Source organism: Xanthomonas vasicola pv. musacearum NCPPB 4379 (assembly GCF_000277895.2).
Classification (GTDB): Bacteria; Pseudomonadota; Gammaproteobacteria; order Xanthomonadales; family Xanthomonadaceae; genus Xanthomonas; species Xanthomonas vasicola.
The window spans coordinates 4,284,151-4,302,371 of sequence record NZ_CP034655.1 but is presented as its reverse complement, the minus strand read 5'-3'; the positions used below and the strand labels follow the sequence as shown (position 1 = coordinate 4,302,371).

The window sequence follows — 18,221 nt, the reverse complement described above, 5'->3', positions numbered from 1 at the left end:
TTTTTCCGAAGCAGTCCATATACTGCTCCCCAGTATTTTGCCGGAGCCGCCATGCCGCATTCGCCGCACGAGAAAAAGCGAGCGTTAGCACGCGTGCGCCGTCTGCGCGGGCAATGCGACGCGGTTGAGCGGGCGCTGCAGGCGGGCGCAGACTGCGCGCCTGTCTTGCAGCAGATCGCTGCGATCCGGGGTGCCGTGAACGGGCTGATGTCCCAGGTGCTTGAAGCGCACATCCGCGAAGATTTTGGGCATGCAGCCGCATCCGACGCGCAACGCGCCGAGCGGGTACAGGAACTGCTCGGCTTGGTCCGGTCCTACCTCAAATAGAACTCCCACCGGGTCGGTGCTTGCCGTGCCCTTCCTTGAACCTCATCGTCAGGAGCGTCATCTAATGAAATCCCGCGCAGCAGTTGCATTCGGACCCGGTAAGCCGCTGGAAATCGTCGAAATCGACGTCGCACCGCCGAAAGCCGGCGAAGTGCTGGTCCGCATCACGCACACTGGCGTGTGCCATACCGATGCTTTCACGCTGTCCGGCGATGACCCGGAAGGCATTTTCCCGTCGGTGCTCGGGCACGAAGGCGGCGGTATCGTCGAACAGGTCGGCGAAGGCGTGACCAGCGTCAAGGTGGGCGATCACGTGATCCCGCTGTACACGGCCGAATGCCGCCAGTGCAAATTCTGTCTGTCCGGCAAGACCAACCTGTGCCAGGCCGTGCGTGCCACCCAGGGCAAGGGTCTGATGCCCGACGGCACCACGCGCTTTTCGTACAGCGGTGAGCCGATCTATCACTACATGGGCTGCAGCACGTTCAGCGAATACACCGTCGTGCCGGAGATTTCGCTGGCCGTGGTCAACCCGGAGGCGCCGCTGGAGAAGGTCTGCCTGCTTGGCTGCGGCGTCACCACCGGTATCGGCGCGGTGCACAACACCGCCAAGGTCAAGCCGGGCGAGAGCGTGGCGGTGTTCGGCCTGGGCGGCATCGGCCTTGCAGTGATTCAGGGCGCGGTGCAGGCCAAGGCCGGGCGCATCCTGGCCATCGACACCAACCCGGGCAAGTTCGACCTGGCGCGCAGCATGGGCGCCACCGATTGCATCAATCCGAAGGACTACGACAAGCCGATCCAGGAGGTCATCGTCGAGTTGACCGATGGCGGCGTGGACTTCAGCTTCGAGTGCATCGGCAACGTCAACGTGATGCGTTCGGCGCTGGAGTGCTGCCACAAGGGCTGGGGCGAGAGCGTCATTATCGGCGTGGCCGGCGCGGGCCAGGAAATCAGCACACGTCCGTTCCAACTGGTGACTGGGCGCGTGTGGCGCGGCTCGGCCTTCGGTGGTGTCAAGGGACGTACTCAATTGCCGGGCATGGTGGAGCAATCGATGAAGGGCGAGATCGACCTGGATCCGTTCATCACCCACACCATGCCGTTGGAAGAGATCAACGAAGCCTTCCACCTAATGCACGAAGGCAAGTCGATCCGCACCGTGATCCATTTCTGACCGTACGGCCAGGATCGGCGCGCGGCCGCTTCCGCGCACGTAGTACCCGAGACTCCGGGGAGGGGCGTAATGACGAATGTGTCGATTCATCCTTCCGTATATGGCGGTGTTGCGCGAGGCGGCGCAGAAGGTTTTCAAGGCGGCACGCTTGAATGCCACTGCGCCAGTAACAAGGCGACCGTGGACCTGTCTGCGCAGACCGCGCACAACCACGCCTGCGGTTGCAGTGAATGCTGGAAGCCCGACGGCGCGAAGTTCTCTGTGGTGGCCGTGGTGCCGCGAGATAGCGTCAAAGTGACGGCGCACGAAGAGAAGCTGGAGATCGTCGATGAAGGCGCGACGATTCAGCGTCACGCGTGCACCGGTTGCGGCGTGCATCTGTATGGCCGGATCGAGAACAAGGACCATGCGTTCTATGGTCTGGATTTCGTGCACCCCGGTTTGTCGAAGCAACAGGGCTGGTCGGCGCCCGGTTTTGCAGCGTTCGTGTCATCCATCACCGAAACCGGCACGCAGCCGGAGCAGATGGATGGGGTGCGTGCGCGCCTGAGCGAACTTGGGTTGTCGCCGTACGACTGCCTGTCGCCGGTGTTGATGGGTGCCCTGTCTGCACATGTAGCGCGCAAGAACGATCTGTTGCATTGATGGTCCAACCCTGAAGCCGGCGAGCCGGCTGCAGGGTTTTCTCTTCGTAAGGAATCTTCATGGAACGTATCGAACACCGTGCCTGTTTTGGCGGTTGGCAGGATGTCTATCGGCATCAGTCGCAGACCTTGAACTGCAGCATGCAGGTGGGCGTGTACCTGCCGCCGCAAGCCGCCGACGGCCCGTTGCCGGTGCTGTACTGGCTGAGCGGTTTGACCTGCACCGAACAAAATTTCATCAGCAAGGCCGGCGCGCAACGCTACGCCGCCGAGCATGGCGTGATCCTGGTGGCGCCGGACACCAGCCCGCGTGGCGACGATGTTGCGGATGCGGACGGCTACGATATCGGCAAGGGTGCTGGCTTTTACGTCAATGCCACGCAAGCACCGTGGGCAGCGCATTACCGCATGTACGACTACGTGGTGAACGAATTACCGGCGTTGATCGAAGCAAACTTCGCCACCACTGGCGTGCGTGCGATCAGCGGCCACTCGATGGGCGGTCATGGCGCCTTGACCATTGCATTGAAAAACCCGGGGCGCTATCGCAGCGTGTCGGCGTTTTCGCCGATCGTGGCACCCAGCCAGGTGCCATGGGGAGAGAAAGCATTTGGCCAGTATCTGGGCGACGATCGCGCCACGTGGAAAGCCTACGATGCTACGGCCTTGATCGCTGAAGCTCAGGAGCGTCTGCCGCTGTTGATCGATCAAGGCGATGCCGACGAATTTCTTCAAAACCAGCTGAAAACAGCGCTATTTGAAGATGCCGCCAAGACCGCGGGCTACCCGGTGACAGTGCGGCTGCAGCCCGGTTACGACCACAGCTATTACTTCATCTCAAGCTTTATCGGCGAGCACATTGCATATCATGCTGCGGCGTTGCGTGGGTGAGCGCGGGGCGATTGTGTATGTGGGATGGGTGCGCAGGGCGAATGATAGCTGCGTGACGTGGAGGCATGTTCGCACTGGCATCGATCGCCTTGCTGGTCCACGGCATTGCGTGCAATAGCGCGCTGATCTTTTTTTGCGCCGCTTGCCTGGTCAGCGGCAGTTGATCTATCGCTCCACTTACCTGCCGCGCGCGTTGGGTATGCTGATGCTGATGTTGTTGGCGTGCATCAGCTATCGCATCGCCGCATTTGCCGAACTGTCGGCGCCGGAACTTGCTGCAACGATTACCCTGGGCATCCTGTTGTCAGTGCTCGTTGGCGAAACAGCCCTGTGCCTGTGGCTGCTGCTCAACGGCGTCAATCGCGCGCACTGGGATGCCCGGGTTTCAGAATCTTCGGCTTAACGGACGTCGCGCATTTCCCAGTGCGAGCCGGCTAGCGCCTGCATGCGCTGTTTGAAGAGGTCACCGGGAATGCTGGTGGTGGCAACCAGGTCGATGCGCAGGTCGTGCTGTTTGCCAGTCACCGTCGCTGCCGGGTCTGTGATGCCCAGGCTGGGATCCACCTCGTCCGGGTCGGGCTGCAGCTGACGCCAACGATCGAACCAGGCCGCATCGCGCAGCGCTGCCTGCAACTGCGCGGCGAACGCCTCGGCGCCATTGGCGGTAAAGCTCACCGAGGGCGCGCTACCGCGAGCGAGCTTGGGATCGGGCAGGCTGATCGAATAGCTGACAGGCATATGCAAACCTCAGATGGATGACGCAGGCACGTTAGTGCAGCGTAGGTGAGCACTCCGTCGACAGGCGGGCATGGTATAGCCGCGAAGGAACCCTCTCGGCGTTGTCTAAACGACTGGATGCTGGTGCTTGAGTGGACGCTCAATGGTTGCGCGACTACCAACGGTGTTAGGTAGGCTGGTGTTGAGCTACCCAGTTTCGATCTTCAGCCGGTGAGTGTCGTTACGACTCGGTAGCGTGCTACCTGCCGCCGGGGTACAACACCCAGTTGGCGAGCTGCTGGCCTGGGGGGCTTTGTTGCAGACTCCTCGCCGACCCACATCGCGAAACCCGCTGCAAGTACGTCCTTGTCCGTTCTTGCGCGACGGTAGGCGGGCGATGACCCCTGGAGACGGCCAGTGCGCGAGGTTTCAGCTCGTAATAAGCTGAGTTCCAGGCGGTGGTGAGGATCAACCGCTAGCCCACGCCTCAGGCCGAAACGTGTGTGGTTCGGCGGCAAATGCGACTGCCAGCGCGCCTCTGCCGACGTTGACCATGCCGGTCAGGCTCATCACGCTTTCGAACAATTCCACGCCGCGGGTTTGGCAGGCGCTTTGCAGTGCGGCGTAGCCGGGCAGGGCGTGCCGTTCGGCGAGTTCGCCGCCGTAGCCCACGCACACCGTTGGGGTCATCAACCCCTCGCGGATCTTGCGCACGGTGAAGCCGAACAACGTCTCCGCTGAGGGCTCGAAGCCTTTGAGCTTGGCCACCGGCTCGGTGACGCCGCGGTAGGCGCGTTGCACCGGTTAGATGTCCAGCGCGCTCCCCAGCGCAGCGCAGATCAGGCCGGCGCTACGATCGCCCTTGGTGCGCGCGCGTGCGCGCAGGTAGTAGAGATCGCGTGGAATCATGTAGCCGTAGGTGTGCTCGGCCAAATGTTCCAGGCGGGTGCGGATGGTTGCCACGCTCTGGCCCTGGTCGCGCAGGAACACTGCTTCTACGGCGGTGATGCCCTGGCCGGCGAACAGGTTGAGCGTGTCGATCACCCGTAACGCAAACGGCGAGGTGTGGCCGGCGGCCTGTCGGATCGGCTTGGACTCGTTGAGGATCGCGAAGCTGGTCTGCATCGCGTTGTCGAAGATCTGGCTGCGCAGTTTGGAAATGGTCAAACAAAATACATGGTCGTAGTCGATGACCAGTTGTTTGCAGAAACAGATCGCGGATCTGGTTGACCGAAAACGGTGTGGTTTCCGCTTCGTGTCCACGCTCGGCCACATGCGCCTGCAGAAAGCTCAGCGTGGCTTCTTCGTCGCGGTGATCGGCCAGCACGGCCTCGCCGATGCGCACGCTGATCGGCAGCACAATGACATTATTACGTTGGATGAAGTCCTGCGGCAGGTCGCACGCACTGTCCACTACGATCCCGATACGCACCGTCACCCCTCCGCCTGTTGCGTTGTCTGTAGTGCGAACGCTATCCAAACGCTCCTGTGCGTAGACCTGACATGGAGGTTGGTTCGTGGCGTGTATCGCGTGGATGGCCGCGGGGTCGGCGCACGTAGGTTTAGGCGTCACTACACCACTGCGCCGGGATAGGCATTTCACGGACAACTGGCACCGCGTCGGCATGCCAAGATGTGGCCGATGCGCATGTGGCTGTGCACCGTTGGCCACCTTGGTGCGCCCTTGTCCTGACGCGACACGTGCCGCCGCGCGCTGTCCTGGTCGCTAACTGATAGCCAGCGCACGCTCCGAGTGCAAGGTAGCGCCCGTTATCGCACTTGGTGGGCTAGGGCTGCCGGAATCGCTAGCTCCCCTCGCGACGCCACTGCTAGGATTTAAGCCCGATCGCCGCACGACAGATCTCGACGGCGCCGCACAGTGCCGCCGTGCTGGATCATACGGAGCGTCAACATGCACAACCGCCCACCCAGCTCCCTTCCTCACACCGACGCCCGGGCGCCGACCACGCGGCGGCGCGCAGCAAGCTGGTGGACCGTAGCGCTGGCCTTCGGTCTGGCAGCACTCGTCCCCATGGCGCTTGCCGGCCCGGACAAGATCTTCGGCAACCACTATGCGTGGGTGAACAATTTCAACGATCCCAACAACATCATCCAGGGCACGTTCGGCACCGGCAGTACGCCCGAGCTGACCGTCACCTTCAACTTCGCCGACTACAACTTGTATGGCTACCCGGCGATCGTGCGCGGCTGGCATTACGACTGGAATCCGACCAGCGACACGCTGTTTCCCAAGCAGATCTCGTCGATCAGCGCGTTGCCGTTCAAATTCAACTACAGCGCAGGCGGCACCAATCTGGCCGGCGATTTCGCTTACGACATCTTCTTCTCGATAGCTAATCTCTGCGCAGCTCACTGCGCCCACGACAACGAAGTGGCAAGATGTGCGTCGCCTGTAGCGTGGCATCGCACATCGGATGAGGCCACGGTGACCGGTCTGCATGGATGACATGTCTGCGCCCCGTCAGTGCGCAGACATTCGGTAGGTGACGCAAAGCCGTCGTCGTGCCGGATGCGAGAGGTTCGTTCGTCCACTGTTCGGCGTCATGCCGCTGCGGTGGGCGTGCTTGGTCCATCCATTTTCGGAGTACATCCATGCACATGCATAGCCGTTCTCACTCGCCGCTGTTCGCCCGTTGTGGTCGGTTGCCGCGCGCCGCCGCGCTGGGCTTGCTGCTGGTCGCGACCAGCGCCAGTGCCTACACCGGCCAGACCAAGGTCTATGGCACGCAGTACGCGTTCAACAACAATTTCAACGACGCCAACAACAACATCCAGGCCACCTTCGGCAGCGGTAGCACGCCGAGCCTGACCATTTCCTACAACCTGCCTAGCGGTAACCTGTATGGGTACCCGGCGATCTGCCGCGGTTGGCACTACACGATGAATCCAGCTCCCGATAGCTACTTTCCGCATCAGGTGTCCAAGATCGGCAGCTTACGTGGGACGTTGGCATTCACCACCAAGGGCAGCGGGCAGACCGGCGATTTCGCCTACGACCTGTTCTTTCGCACGGACGCCAGCAAGGGCAACCCGCAACTGGAAGTGATGATCTGGGGCGCCAACAATTCGTATCCGCTTGGCACCCTGACGACCGCCAACGCCATTACCTCCGGCGGCGTCACCTACGATTTGTGGGAGGGCAATAACTCGGCTGCCGGCTATTACGTGTACACCTTCATTCCGCATGGCAGCGCGGGCAACAGCAATGCGCTGCCGGCCAAGGGCAATGTCAAGGTGGATGTCAAAGCGTTTTTGACCAACTTGCAGGCGTTGCGCGGCAGCGATGGCCGCTACAACAGCAGTTTGTATCTGCAGGTGGTGGAGGCCGGCTTCGAAATCACCGGTGGGATGGGCACGGTGTCGTTGACCGGATCGATCGCGGCCAAGTGAGTGCGGCGATTGTCGCGTCGTCAGCTGCAATGGTGCGCAGTTGGCGCGCGTCGGGTGCCGGGTGCCGGGTGCAAGCTAATGTGCGGGCCTGCACCGCGGGCATGACATGCGAATAGCATTTTTTTCTTGATTCGGCCAAGTGCCATGCAGCGCGCGTCATCAAGCGAGGTGCATGGCGCGTGGTGATTTGGAGTTGCCAACAAGCGTCGCTGTGGTGCGATGCTGGCGCGGAGAACTTGGCAATGGTCAAGCACTGCATACCGATGCAGCGCATCAGCAGCACATTGCCTGGCTAATGCACGGTCGTGTTGCCGGTCGCTGTCACAACGCGACCAGCTGGATGCTGTCGAACACGATTGCCGGGCTGAGGTAGCCGTTGTCCGGGGAGCCGGAGGCAATGCTGATCTCGATGCGGTTGCTGCCGGCCTGCAAGGCAGATGCGGGAATGTCCACTTCGTACAGGGTGTTGTTGCCGCGCGTCGTGCCGCGCGTGATACCGCGTGTCTTTGGTTGCGTGGGGGCAGCAGGCACCGGGCCGTTCCAGTGGGCATTCACGCTGATTTGTGGGCGTGCGCTGACCTGTGCCAAGGGCACGAAGATGCGCAGGCGATAGCCGCGTACCTCGGTGGCGGCCAGGCTGAAGTCGATCCGGCTAGGGGTATTGATGCCGCGCCACTGCACCGCCGGGAAGCTGCTTAGGCTGCTCGACCCGACGGTGTAGGTCGCCGGAGACCAGCGCATCCGCGCATCGGAAGGGTGCGCATGCGGTAACAAGTCCGCGTGCAGAAACCCCGCCGGTGTGCCATCAGGAATGCCGATCTGCCATTTCAATGTGCCGGGCAAGGCGACCGCCCGCAGTGTGGCTTGTGCGGTGGCATTGGCGAAGATCTCGATATCACACTGCGTCACTTCCAGTTCGTTTTGGTAGAGCGTCATGCGATAGCGCCCTGGGCGCACACCGGCAACCTGATAATCGCCGCTGCCATTAGCGGTAGCCCAGTATTGCGCCTGCGCGTTACGCAAGCCGATGACGGCAGGCTGGCCGGGCAGCACGCCGCTCACGCGCCCACTTACTCCACCGCGCCCGCTCGCTGGCAGATAGCCGCTCAGGCCTAACGTGGCATCGACGAAATCGGTATTGAGCTGCGCATTGGACGGCACGCCGCCATCGGTGAACAACAGACCGTACACGCCATGCAGGCCGCCACGAAACGCTTCGGTCTGGGTGTGGTCGGAATACATGTAGTTGTAGAGCTCATGCGTCACGCTGGTCTTTTGCGTGGCGATGTCCTTGAAGAATGGCCCGCCCGCGCTGTGCTCGCGGTTGCCCATCAGCATAAACACGGCAACGCCGGAGCCGCTGACGCCATGCACCTGGTCATCCATCATTCGACGTGCGGAATAGAATTTGGAACTGGTGCGCCCATCCGGCAGCAGAAAGACATCCTTGCCTTCGATCGCTGTGCCGACGTTGGAATCTGGTTCCTGCTGCGCATTCGGTAACTTGGATACATTCAAGCGGGCGACGAAGCGCAATTCGCCTATCGGCAGCAAAGTTGGCGCATAGGTGGCCATGTAGATCGCGTTGCGGCCCTTGCGCACGATGTAGTACTGGATCAGATCGCCGGCCTTTGCCGACACTACAACCGTTCCACCGACGACGCGTGCGTCCACGCTGGCATTGCCGAGCCCCGATGCGATGTGCGAGCCCTTCGATTCGGTTGTCTGCAGTTCGTTGTCGCGGTAGCGCATCGACACGATATCGCCATTATATGCATTGACCGAAAACACCAGCTCGGCGCCGCTGTCGACAATCACGCGGTCGCCGCTGCGGGTGAATCCGAATTCGGCCAGCGCAGGTGCGCTGACGCCGGCATAGAGCAATAGCGCGCAGGCAAAGGTGTGCAGGCGATTACGCGGCATGGTGGGTACCGTGCGGAAGCAGGACATCGTTGCGATGCATGTGCGCGATGCTAGGCGAGCGTCGGAGACAGAGAACGTGCGCACTGTTCGAAATTCCAGCAATCAAGGTTGGAGGGGTTGGCCCAATGCGGGCATCGCTGACCGATTGTACGTTGCGCAACTGCAACTGGGACAAGTCGTACACGCAGTTGGAGAGGCCACCAAAAACATAGGGAGCCATTGCCAGATAGGAGTGCATAGTGCGCGGCAACCGAAGTGCACGCGCGGTACTGCCGCACCGAGCACCAGCCGCTCCCGAGTGGCGGTGGTGACGGTCGCTTTGCTGATTGTTCCTGTGACGCGCCGGTTTCATGACACCGCTCAGCGCAACGCATCCCGCACCGAGGCGATGTCAGCCATCCATTGCGTGTGCTTGCCGATCACGAAGCGATATTCGTTTCCGTCGCCCAACCGCACCGCCAACGATGTGGGCGCGACCGGCAGCAGGCCGAATAGGCGCGTCCAGCAGGGCTGCATCGCCACGATCTGCTGCAGCGGTACGCTCAGCGACTGGGTCTGCACATTGAACGCATGTGGCTGAAACAGCAGCGCATCGGCGGTGAGAATCAGACGCCCGCCCACCGCCTCCATTCCGCGCTGAAGATTGGCGGGTGCCTGACGCAATACGTCGCGATCAATCGAACGTAAGCCGCCACCTTGGAAGAGCGAGCTCACGGGCGTGCAGTGGCGATGTGGGCACGTGGCATCTGCCAGGGCGAGACGCCGCGGCTGCCGAGCGGTGCCAGGAATGAAACCGAAAACATGCGATAGGCCTGATGGGCTACATCACTGCAGCGAACGCCGCCGGCAAGACGTGGTAGCACACCATGACATCACATCGCTTGTGTACGCCAGGCTACCGCCGATCAAGTACATCGACAGATCGTACAGGGTGGCGGTATTGCCGAGCGCAACGTAGCCCGCGCTGCCAGGGCGCAGCCCCAGGCGGTCGGCCAGGTGGATCGCCTGCAGGCCCTCGATCAAGCACCCGGTAGCCACGGCCAGCACGCAGGCCCAGCGTGGTGACAGCGCCAGCAATCCACGCAGCCCGCAGTAGACCAGGATCACCGCCAGCACATCGCCCAGGCTGCCGCGCACCCACAGACCGCCAAGTTTGCCGGCGCCGATCGCCACTTCGATGGCCAACACGGCGAACGCCAGCAGCAGGTAGAGCGTGCGGACACGCATCGAAAGACGGCTCATCGCGCTTTTGCACGCCTGCGTTGGCGGCCCTGCGTATAGGTGGTGCTGGGCGGGATGCTGATGCTACGGTGGCGGTCGGTGAACGTAACCTGCACCTGCCAACGGCCCGGCGGCGCGCTCGCCTCGGCCCGTGCGGTCATACCGACGTGTGCGAGGAAAACATTGCGCGGATTACCGCTGATTGATCCTTGTAGGCACGGTGCATCAACTGCGTTTTGCTCGGCATGTTCGGTGGGTTCGATCACCCGGATGCTGCATACCACATCGGCGCGCTGCTGCGCATCCAGGCCAGGATTGGAGATAAACATCAGCGGGAACAGCGAATCACCGGCGCTGACATGATCCACTTCGCTGAAGTGCGGCGTGGTGTCGCTGGGCGTGTTCCACTTTGCCGCCCGGTCGGCATCCGAGGTCAGCAGCAGGCTGGCGCCGAGTCCCTGGACCATCTTGCGGCTGGGCGAATCCGCAATCGCCTCGCCCTGCTGGTTGATCCATCCCGATTGGGCACGGGCCGATAGCGGCAGCAACGGTAGCGATACCGCGAATAGCGACGACAGCAGGGTATGTGGCAGGCGCATGAGCAATCCTTGGCGAGCGCTTTCCGCTGAAACGGCAGCGGAGCCGTGAAGCAGTGTGCCTGCACGCACTGGGCGCCGGCATATCAATGATGAAGCGCGATTCTGACGAGCCCAGCGTACACAGGGCACGCCGCAGGCCCTTACTTCAGATAGGCACGCGGCAGCGGGCCGGCTTGCTGCATGTAGCGGTCGCGCAGCTCGCTCTGGCGCGAGCGCATCGGCATGTCGCGACCGCCCAGCCAGACCTGTTCGGCGTAGTGGGCAACATCCAGCGGGTCGCCTTCCCACAGCACTAGATCGGCCTGCTTGCCCACCGCAATGCTGCCGATGCGATCGCCCACGCCGAAGATGTCCGCTGGCACGCGGGTCAGACCGGCCAGGCCAGCTTCCCACGGCAAGCCGTTGGCGACCGCGTTGCCTGCCAGCTGGCGCAGCTTGCGTGCGTTGTGCGAGGCATCGCCGTTCTGGGTAAAGCTGACCTCCACACCGGCGGCGCGCAGACGTGCGGCGTTTTCCAGCGTTGCGCCAATCTGGTCGAAAGTGGATGGCAGATCCGCCAATGCATCCACCAGCACTGGCACCTTGGCCTGCGCCAGTTGTGGCGCGAGCTTCTAGGCTTCGGCGCCACCGGCAATTGCGATGCGCACCTTCTCACGCTGCGCCCAGCGCAATAACTGGCGGATGTCGGCGGCGCGTTCCACCTGCACCACGATGCGGCCCTGGCCGGCCAGATACTTCGCAAGGACGCCGCGGCCGACCGGGGTCAGCAATGCGTGCGGTGAGTCTGCCGGGATGCGTCCACGCGCCTCGGCGACCAGTTGATCGAGCAGCATCCACTGCGCCGCACGCGAGCTGCCGGTGAGATCGGATGCCGCCGCGCCGATGCGGAGGAACAGCGCATGCGGGCCTAGCGGATCCGGGCTGCCATCCAGCCGTACGATGCCGCCCTGGCCAGCGATAAACGCACCGCTGGTGGTTGCACCCAACGCGGTAAAACCAATGCCTTCCACACGCGCCACCGGCACCAATACCGATTCGGGGTTGTAGGCCAGGGTGACGTCGAATTCCGGGCGCATCGGTTGGTGGGCCAGTTTGACGCCGCTGTCTACCGTGGTCTCTTCGCCGGACACTTCTTCGATGCCGATCTCGGTGATGCCGCCGAACAAGGCCGGCGTCAGCGGGCGGCCTTTTGCCTCGACCACACGGCCATCGCTAGGCGCCGCCAAGTTGCGGCCGATGGCGCGGATCACGCCGCCCTGCACCAGCACGTCGGTGTTCTGCAGTGTGCCCTGCGCGGTGGCGGTGTGCACGGTGGCGCCGCGAATCAACACCTGCTGGCCGAACGCGGGCAACGCCAGCGCGGCGGTAATCAACGCCACGATCGCGCGCAAATGCGGGCGCACAGCAGTTTCGCGGCTCATCGTGCCACCTCCTGGCCGAGCATGAAATCCGACACCGGCTGCAGTGCGCGGTGATGCCGGTCGTAAACCTGCGCGCCGTCGATATACACCTGCTCGGCCAGCGCATACGAGCTGAAAGGGTTGCCGTTCCACACCACCACATCGCCCATCTTGCCCGGCTCCAACGCGCCAGTCTGCTGTTCGATGCCGAGCGCCTTGGCGGCATTGCTGGTGAGCCAGCGGATGGCACGTTCGGGCGGGATTTCCATGCCGCTGCGGCGCGCGTTGGCGATCACCTTGGCAGCTTCCTGGTTGAGCCGCTGGATGCCTTCTTCCGAGTCCGAATGCACGATGGCGCAGCTGTTGGCCGGGCGATCAACCAGTGCGATGTTTTCCTGGATGCCGTCGAAGGCTTCCATCTTGAAGCCCCACCAATCGGCCCACAGTGCGCCGCAGATGTTTTCCTGCGCCAGGCGGTCGGCCAGCTTGTAGGCCTCCACGCCGTGATGGAAGGCGGCGATGTGGAAGCCGAATTCCTTGGACAGATCCAGCATGGTCGCCATTTCATCGGCGCGGTAGCAGTGGATATGCACGCGGATATCGCCGTTGATGGCGCCGGCCAAGGTATCGAGCTTGAGATCGCGCTTGCCGCGGGCATCGCCGCTGCTGTCGTTGTCGCGGCCGCTGCTCCACCAATGACGCTTCTTGGCGGCCTTCTTTTTCGGTGCGTTCTTCTGCAAGTACTCGGCTGCATCGATAAACGCAGCGCGGTAGCCGGCCAGGTTGCCCATCCGAGTGCCGGGGCCACCTTTCTCGCCATAAACCCGTTTGGGATTTTCGCCGCAGGCCATTTTCAGGCCCCACGGTGCGCCCGGGAATTTCATGCCTTGGTAGGTAGTGGATGCCACGTTCTTGAGCGTGACGCCGCGCCCGCCAATCAGATTGGCCGAGCCTGGCAGGATCTGCAGCGAGGTGATGCCACCGGCCAACGCGGTGCCGAAGCCGGGGTCCTGCGGCCAGATCGAATGCTCTGCCCACACGTTGGGCGTGACCGGTGCGGTCATCTCGTTGCCATCGCTGTACGCGCTGACGCCCGGGCTGGGGTACACACCCAGATGTGAGTGCACGTCGATGATGCCGGGAGTCACCCACTTGCCGGTGCCGTCGATGCGACGCACATCCGCGGGCGCCTCGAGCGCCTTGCCGACCGCAGCCACCTTGCCGTCGCGCAGCAGCACGTAGGCATCGTCCAAGCGCTCGCCGGTGCCGGTGAGTACGGTGGCGTGCTGGATCAGCACCGGACCGGACGCAAGCGCGCGGTAGGTGCTGGGGTAGGGGTCTTGCACGAAGCGCGATGTGGTCGACGCCGCAGACGCAGGCCCGCACAGCACCGCCGCGCCCAGCGCGGCGAACAGAATGGAACGCATGGATTCCCCGGTGAAACGAAGACGTCAGCGGCAAACCTAGCCGTCGGCGGCGTGCTTGCCAAGTGCGGAACGTCGTGAGCGGCGGCCTCATCACACGCGCCAGTGCATGCTACGCAGAATTCGTCAGGGGAATGCCGATGATTGCCAAAACAGAGCGCAACAAGCAGGCCGATGTGGTGCTGGCTTTCTGGGAACTTGCCGGCTCGGCTCGCTGGTTCACGCACAACGACGCGTTCGATGCCAATGTTCGCCAGCATTTCAGCGAGCAGCATTTTGCCGCGGCGCGTGGCGAATACACGCAGTGGATGGCGCGCGCTGAAGATGCGCTGGCCTTGCTGATCCTGCTTGATCAATTTCCGCGCAATGCCTTTCGCGGCAGCGCGCATGCCTATGCCACTGACGGCCTGGCGTTGCGGCATGCAAAGCAAGCGCTCGCCAGCGGCTTCGATCAACAGGTGTCGGCGCAATTACGCTTGTTTTTCTATCTGCCATTCGGGCATGCCGAAGACGTCGATGAGCAGGCGCGTGCGGTGCAGCTGATCACTGCACTGGGCGATACCGAGAGTACTAACTCGGCGCTGGAGCATCAGCGCATCATTCAGCGCTTTGGCCGGTTTCCACACCGTAATGCGGTGCTGGGACGTGAGACCAGGGCAGAAGAACAGCAGATTCTGGATGAAGGCGGGTTTGCTGGTTGAAGACCGGCATCGGTGAGTTGCATGACGGCGGTTGAGGTCTGTCGTGCAGCGTCTGCAACGGCTGCGTTATCGTCGAACACGCGCATGCATTGCAGAAGGGGGAGGTGTGCCACGCGCGATGCCGCAACAGCGATCGCGCATGTACCTAAAACCGATCAGCAGCCGCCCGGCAATGCTTGCGAACGCCATGTTGCGCCCTCGCCGAGCAGCAGAGAGAACCCGTAACTTTCATAGCCGCTTTCCGACAGCACGAAATCGAGCGTGCCATTGCCGTCGATATCGCCGAACTGCAACAGATGCGTGCGCAGCGGCAGGTCTTCGCAATCGTCGCAGCCACTCGCAGCGTGGCCCTTGCGGAACTGCCAGCGGCCGCCGTCATGTTCGAAGATCGCAAGCACGACCAGCACGCCGGTCGGGTTCTCTGCGTTGCCGGTCTTGATCGGGTGGTTGGAGGTCAGCACGGCCACGCGCCGCTGCGGTTGCTGCGCGCCGGTGATGATCTGCAGCGCCGCCAGATCCTGTGCGTGGTCGGCATTGAACGCCGCCAGTGCCTGCGTCAGTGCGCCCGGTTTGACGCTCTGGCGTAGCTGGGCGGTATTGCTCACCTGAGCAAACAACTCGGTCTGTTCGCTGGTAGTTGCTGCCCGGCCGGCGAAGCGCTTGCCGGGGTTTATATCCACCGTCGACAGTAATGGCGAATTGGACAGCGTGGGGTTGCCCTTGATGCGCAGCTTGGCGGTGCCGCCACACATGCTGTTGTCGTCCACCGTCAGCGCCGCAAGCCGCACGTTGCCGGTGGAAACGCCTGCGTTGAAGACCTGCAGCGGCTGGCTCAGCAGCGCCTTGGGCAGGGTCGATTCCTCTGCCACGCCTTTGCCGAGCCAGACCGGGATGTATTCCAACGGATCGTCGTTTGGCTGGTTGTCATAGGTCTGCAGCAGCACTACGGCGCGCGACGGTTCTGCAGCGTGTGCGGCCAGCGGCAACAGCGCGGCCAGGGCGAGAGAGAGCAGGCGGGTGTGCATTGCAGCTGTGTCCTTGTGCAGGTTGATCCATGGAAAAAAAAACGGACGCTCCAAGGAGCGCCCGTTTCGGTATGCGGTGTGCCAGGGAAGCTTACATCTGTGCAAGCCGTGGGCACACGGGTGACGCGAGCGCTGCACTCTACATGTGCGGCCGCCGCTCGGTGTTGCTCAGTATTTCGCCACACCGTTGTCCACTTCGTCCGACCACGCATCGATGCCGCCGGTGACGTTGTAGACGTTGGTAAAGCCCAGGCTGCGGAAATGTTCGGCCGCCTGCAGGCTGCGGCCGCCGCGGTGGCACAGGAACGCCAGCGGGGTATCCTTGGGCAGTTGTTCGATCGCGGCACGCTCGTGCGCATCCAGGGTGCGAAACGGCGCAGCCACGGCAGCCAGCGCACGCTCGTCGGCCGGGCGCACGTCCACCAGGGTGATGCTGCCGGCCTTGAGGCGGTCGTCGGCATCGCGCACCGACAGCTCCTGCACCGGCTTGGGCGCATTGGGGTTGTCGATGGCCAAGCCACGGCCGCGGATATCGTCCACCCAATCGATGGTGATGCCTTCGGCGCGGCGCGCGCTGGCCAGGTCGAACTGCACGCGCAGACCGTTGGATTCAGCGGCAATGGCGTTCGGATTGGTCGGTGCCAGTTGGAAATTGGGCTGGAAGTTGGCATCAATGGACAGCGTCAACGAGGCATCCGGCGCGTCGGCCAGCGCACCCTTGAGCATCTCGACTGCGGCCGGGGTAATTGTGATCTTGGGCGGGCTGCGGTCGGGCGCCTGCAGGCCGAGCATGCTGCTCAGCTCGCCGCTATCGGCCATCTGCAGGATGATGTCGCTGCCGCCGATCAGCTCGCCGTCCACGTACAGCTGCGGAATGGTCGGCCAGTCGCCATAGGCCTTGATGCCCTCGCGGATTTCCTGGTCGGCCAGCACGTTGACGTGGGCATAGTCGATGCCCAGACCGTCCAGCACGCCGACTGCCTTGGCAGAAAAACCGCATTGCGGCATGCCGGGCTGGCCTTTCATGAAGAGCACCACGCGGCTGGATTGCAGCAGCGTATCGATACGGGAACGCAGGGCGGGATCGAGGGACATGGCGGCACTTCGGTGGGGGCGTAGAGGGCGTTCATTCTACGCCGCATGGCATCATGCGGCATGACCACGCCGGAAACGCTGTATCGCACCCCTTCGCACCCGCACCGCTGGGTAGGCCTGTTGGCCCTCGCGCAGGCAGCGGTGGCGGTGCTATGGTGGCACCTGGGCTGGGCCTGGGGGCTGTTTGCGCTGCTGCTGTCGCATGCGCTGTTCGTGGTGCCGGTGTTCCTGCCGCGCGCGCGGCTGTATGCGCCGGTGCTCGCGCGGTTACCCGGTCGCATGCCGCATGTCTGGCTGACGATCGATGACGGCCCGTCCGACGACACCCCGGCCATCCTCGACCTGTTGGATGCGTACGACGCCAAGGCCACGTTTTTCGTGGTCGGCGCACGTGCCGAGCAGCGGCCCGAGCTGGTGCGCGAGATGGTGCGCCGCGGGCATGGCATCGGCAATCACAGCCACACGCATCCGCAGGCTTGGTTCTGGGCGCTGGGGCCGCGCCGCATGGCGCAGGAAATCGGCCAGGCGCAGCGCGTGCTGGCCTGCATTACCGGCCAGGCGCCACGGCTGTACCGCTCGGTAGTGGGTATGACCAATCCGTTCGTCGCTTCGCCGCTGCGTGCGCACGGCCTGACGCGCGTGGCCTGGAGCGTGCGCGGTTTCGACGGCGTGCGGTGCGAGCCGGACACCACCATCGCCCGTATCGTGCGCGACCTGCGGCCCGGCGCCATCGTGTTGCTGCACGAAGGCGCTGCGCATGGCCACAACCTCACCATCCTGCGCGGCGTGCTGGAGGCGATGCAGGCACGTGGGTTGGTGGGGCGACGGCCGGATTCAGAATAACCACGAAAACGACCGCGCTCACTGCAAGGTGGTCAGTGTTGGTGACGGCATGTACCGCCTGTACACGCCAATTTCTTCGCGCTCCATGTCTGGTCGACGATTGCTAACGAAGGGTAGCGCGTCGCTCGTAGCGCAGTGCTTAGCGCGGCTCAGCCATGATCAGCCACGATCAGCCAATTGTTGAATGGCGTGTTGCCGTACAACGGTGCAAACGTGGCGCGCAGACCGGCCGCCTCCAGATGCGCTTGCAGACTGTCGCGGGTGGGATAGCTGCGCGGCATGCGCTGCATCCAGCCACTCAGATGCGCCAACACGTCTGTGATGCGGCTGGTGCGACCGCGGCTGCTGGCATCGCCCAGTGCGCTGCGAATCACCAGCTTCGCGCCGGGTGTGAGCATCTGCGCCACGCTACGTAGCAGGCTGGCCTGCATGTCCGACTGCAGATACTGCAGCACATCCAGAATGGTGACGCTGCCCTGATGCTGCGGCCACGCCACGCTCAGATCGACCACGTCGAACTTGGTGTTGCCCAGATTCGATCGCTGCGCAATGTGCTGCGCGCGGCGGATCTTGGACGCATCCACATCCACACCGTGATACGCCAACGCCTGAGCATCGGCGCGCAGTGCATGCGCAAGCAGGCCCAGCCCGCAACCCAGATCCAGCACCGGCGCAGTGGTATTGCGCAGCTCGGCCAGCACGCCGGGGTACAGCGGGTCGGTGCGCAGTTTGGCTTGCGTGTAGTAGTAGTCGTAGCGGTTACCCAGCGGATGCGGCGGCAAAAACGCGCTTGCAATTTTCAGCGCCTGCGCGCGGCTCATCGGTT

Annotated in this window: 17 protein-coding genes and 3 pseudogenes; 9 read left to right on the top strand and 11 right to left on the bottom strand. The window is 63.2% G+C overall.

Going from position 1 to position 18,221, the window contains the following annotated elements; translation table 11 throughout:
• Nucleotides 1-51: 51 nt before the first annotated feature.
• The 5 genes from KWO_RS19770 (at nt 52) to KWO_RS23200 (ending at nt 3,439) form a co-directional block, all read left to right on the top strand.
• Nucleotides 52-327, top strand: coding sequence for a metal/formaldehyde-sensitive transcriptional repressor (locus KWO_RS19770; protein WP_010365571.1), 276 nt, complete (start codon nt 52-54; stop codon nt 325-327).
• A gap of 64 nt (nt 328-391) precedes the next feature.
• Nucleotides 392-1,501, top strand: a complete 1,110-nt coding sequence (locus tag KWO_RS19765) for an S-(hydroxymethyl)glutathione dehydrogenase/class III alcohol dehydrogenase (protein ID WP_010377836.1) — start codon at nt 392-394, stop codon at nt 1,499-1,501.
• A 69-nt stretch (nt 1,502-1,570) separates the two neighbouring features.
• Nucleotides 1,571-2,146: an S-(hydroxymethyl)glutathione synthase gene (gene gfa, locus KWO_RS19760; protein WP_010377837.1), complete on the top strand. Its 576-nt coding sequence runs from the start codon at nt 1,571-1,573 to the stop codon at nt 2,144-2,146.
• Nucleotides 2,147-2,205: 59 nt separating this feature from the next.
• Nucleotides 2,206-3,036 carry an S-formylglutathione hydrolase gene (fghA, locus tag KWO_RS19755; protein ID WP_010377839.1) on the top strand — a complete coding sequence of 277 codons (831 nt, stop codon included), beginning with the start codon at nt 2,206-2,208 and terminating at the stop codon, nt 3,034-3,036.
• 199 nt (nt 3,037-3,235) lie between these two features.
• Entirely contained in the window at nt 3,236-3,439 is a 204-nt protein-coding gene (locus KWO_RS23200) for a hypothetical protein (RefSeq protein ID WP_236610303.1), read from the top strand.
• Here KWO_RS23200 and KWO_RS19745 read toward each other — a convergent pair.
• A complete protein-coding gene (locus tag KWO_RS19745) occupies nt 3,436-3,774 on the bottom strand; it encodes a hypothetical protein (protein WP_017112262.1) in 339 nt (112 codons plus the stop codon). The two genes, KWO_RS23200 and KWO_RS19745, sit on opposite strands and share 4 nt — an antisense overlap.
• A 447-nt stretch (nt 3,775-4,221) precedes the next feature.
• A pseudogene (locus KWO_RS19740) lies at nt 4,222-5,185 on the bottom strand (DegV family protein).
• 480 nt (nt 5,186-5,665) lie between these two features.
• Here KWO_RS19740 and KWO_RS19735 point away from each other — a divergent pair.
• Nucleotides 5,666-6,100: pseudogene (locus KWO_RS19735) on the top strand (cellulase S); the annotation flags it as partial.
• Nucleotides 6,101-6,372: 272 nt separating this feature from the next.
• Nucleotides 6,373-7,164: a GH12 family glycosyl hydrolase domain-containing protein gene (locus KWO_RS19730; RefSeq protein ID WP_010377841.1), complete on the top strand. Its 792-nt coding sequence runs from the start codon at nt 6,373-6,375 to the stop codon at nt 7,162-7,164.
• 321 nt (nt 7,165-7,485) lie between these two features.
• Here KWO_RS19730 and KWO_RS19725 read toward each other — a convergent pair whose 3' ends face one another.
• The 6 genes and pseudogenes from KWO_RS19725 to KWO_RS19700 form a co-directional block, all read right to left on the bottom strand.
• Complete coding sequence (locus tag KWO_RS19725; RefSeq protein ID WP_017112259.1) at nt 7,486-9,087, bottom strand: rhamnogalacturonan lyase B N-terminal domain-containing protein; 1,602 nt, start codon at nt 9,085-9,087, stop codon at nt 7,486-7,488.
• 360 nt (nt 9,088-9,447) lie between these two features.
• The gene (locus KWO_RS19720; protein ID WP_010377844.1) at nt 9,448-9,801 is read right to left on the bottom strand and encodes a hypothetical protein; all 354 of its coding nucleotides are present in this window, start codon (nt 9,799-9,801) and stop codon (nt 9,448-9,450) included.
• Nucleotides 9,802-9,912: 111 nt separating this feature from the next.
• The gene (locus tag KWO_RS19715) at nt 9,913-10,329 is read right to left on the bottom strand and encodes a ribosomal maturation YjgA family protein (protein WP_010377847.1); all 417 of its coding nucleotides are present in this window, start codon (nt 10,327-10,329) and stop codon (nt 9,913-9,915) included.
• Complete coding sequence (locus tag KWO_RS19710; RefSeq protein WP_010377849.1) at nt 10,326-10,907, bottom strand: hypothetical protein; 582 nt, start codon at nt 10,905-10,907, stop codon at nt 10,326-10,328. Before KWO_RS19710 ends, KWO_RS19715 begins: the two co-directional genes overlap by 4 nt.
• A 140-nt stretch (nt 10,908-11,047) precedes the next feature.
• Nucleotides 11,048-12,328, bottom strand: a pseudogene (locus tag KWO_RS19705) (amidohydrolase family protein).
• On the bottom strand, nt 12,325-13,734 hold the full coding sequence (locus KWO_RS19700) for an amidohydrolase (protein ID WP_010365538.1): 1,410 nt from the start codon (nt 13,732-13,734) through the stop codon (nt 12,325-12,327). Before KWO_RS19700 ends, KWO_RS19705 begins: the two are co-directional and overlap by 4 nt.
• Before the next feature lie 131 nt (nt 13,735-13,865).
• On the opposite strand from KWO_RS19700, the gene KWO_RS19695 reads away from it, so the two are divergent.
• Nucleotides 13,866-14,432 carry a DUF924 family protein gene (locus KWO_RS19695; protein WP_010377852.1) on the top strand — a complete coding sequence of 189 codons (567 nt, stop codon included), beginning with the start codon at nt 13,866-13,868 and terminating at the stop codon, nt 14,430-14,432.
• 155 nt (nt 14,433-14,587) lie between these two features.
• On the opposite strand, the gene KWO_RS19690 is transcribed toward KWO_RS19695, so the two are convergent.
• Both KWO_RS19690 and grxD read right to left on the bottom strand, forming a co-directional pair.
• Nucleotides 14,588-15,457 (bottom strand): hypothetical protein, encoded by an 870-nt coding sequence (locus KWO_RS19690; RefSeq protein ID WP_017114589.1) that lies wholly within the window; start codon nt 15,455-15,457, stop codon nt 14,588-14,590.
• 168 nt (nt 15,458-15,625) lie between these two features.
• On the bottom strand, nt 15,626-16,552 hold the full coding sequence (gene grxD / locus KWO_RS19685; RefSeq protein ID WP_010377856.1) for a Grx4 family monothiol glutaredoxin: 927 nt from the start codon (nt 16,550-16,552) through the stop codon (nt 15,626-15,628).
• Nucleotides 16,553-16,597: 45 nt separating this feature from the next.
• Between grxD and KWO_RS19680 the strand changes: the two genes are divergently transcribed.
• Nucleotides 16,598-17,395: a polysaccharide deacetylase family protein gene (locus tag KWO_RS19680; protein ID WP_026112673.1), complete on the top strand. Its 798-nt coding sequence runs from the start codon at nt 16,598-16,600 to the stop codon at nt 17,393-17,395.
• Between the two features lie 149 nt (nt 17,396-17,544).
• On the opposite strand, the gene KWO_RS19675 is transcribed toward KWO_RS19680, so the two are convergent.
• On the bottom strand, nt 17,545-18,216 hold the full coding sequence (locus KWO_RS19675) for a class I SAM-dependent methyltransferase (protein ID WP_010365525.1): 672 nt from the start codon (nt 18,214-18,216) through the stop codon (nt 17,545-17,547).
• Nucleotides 18,217-18,221 lie beyond the last annotated feature (5 nt).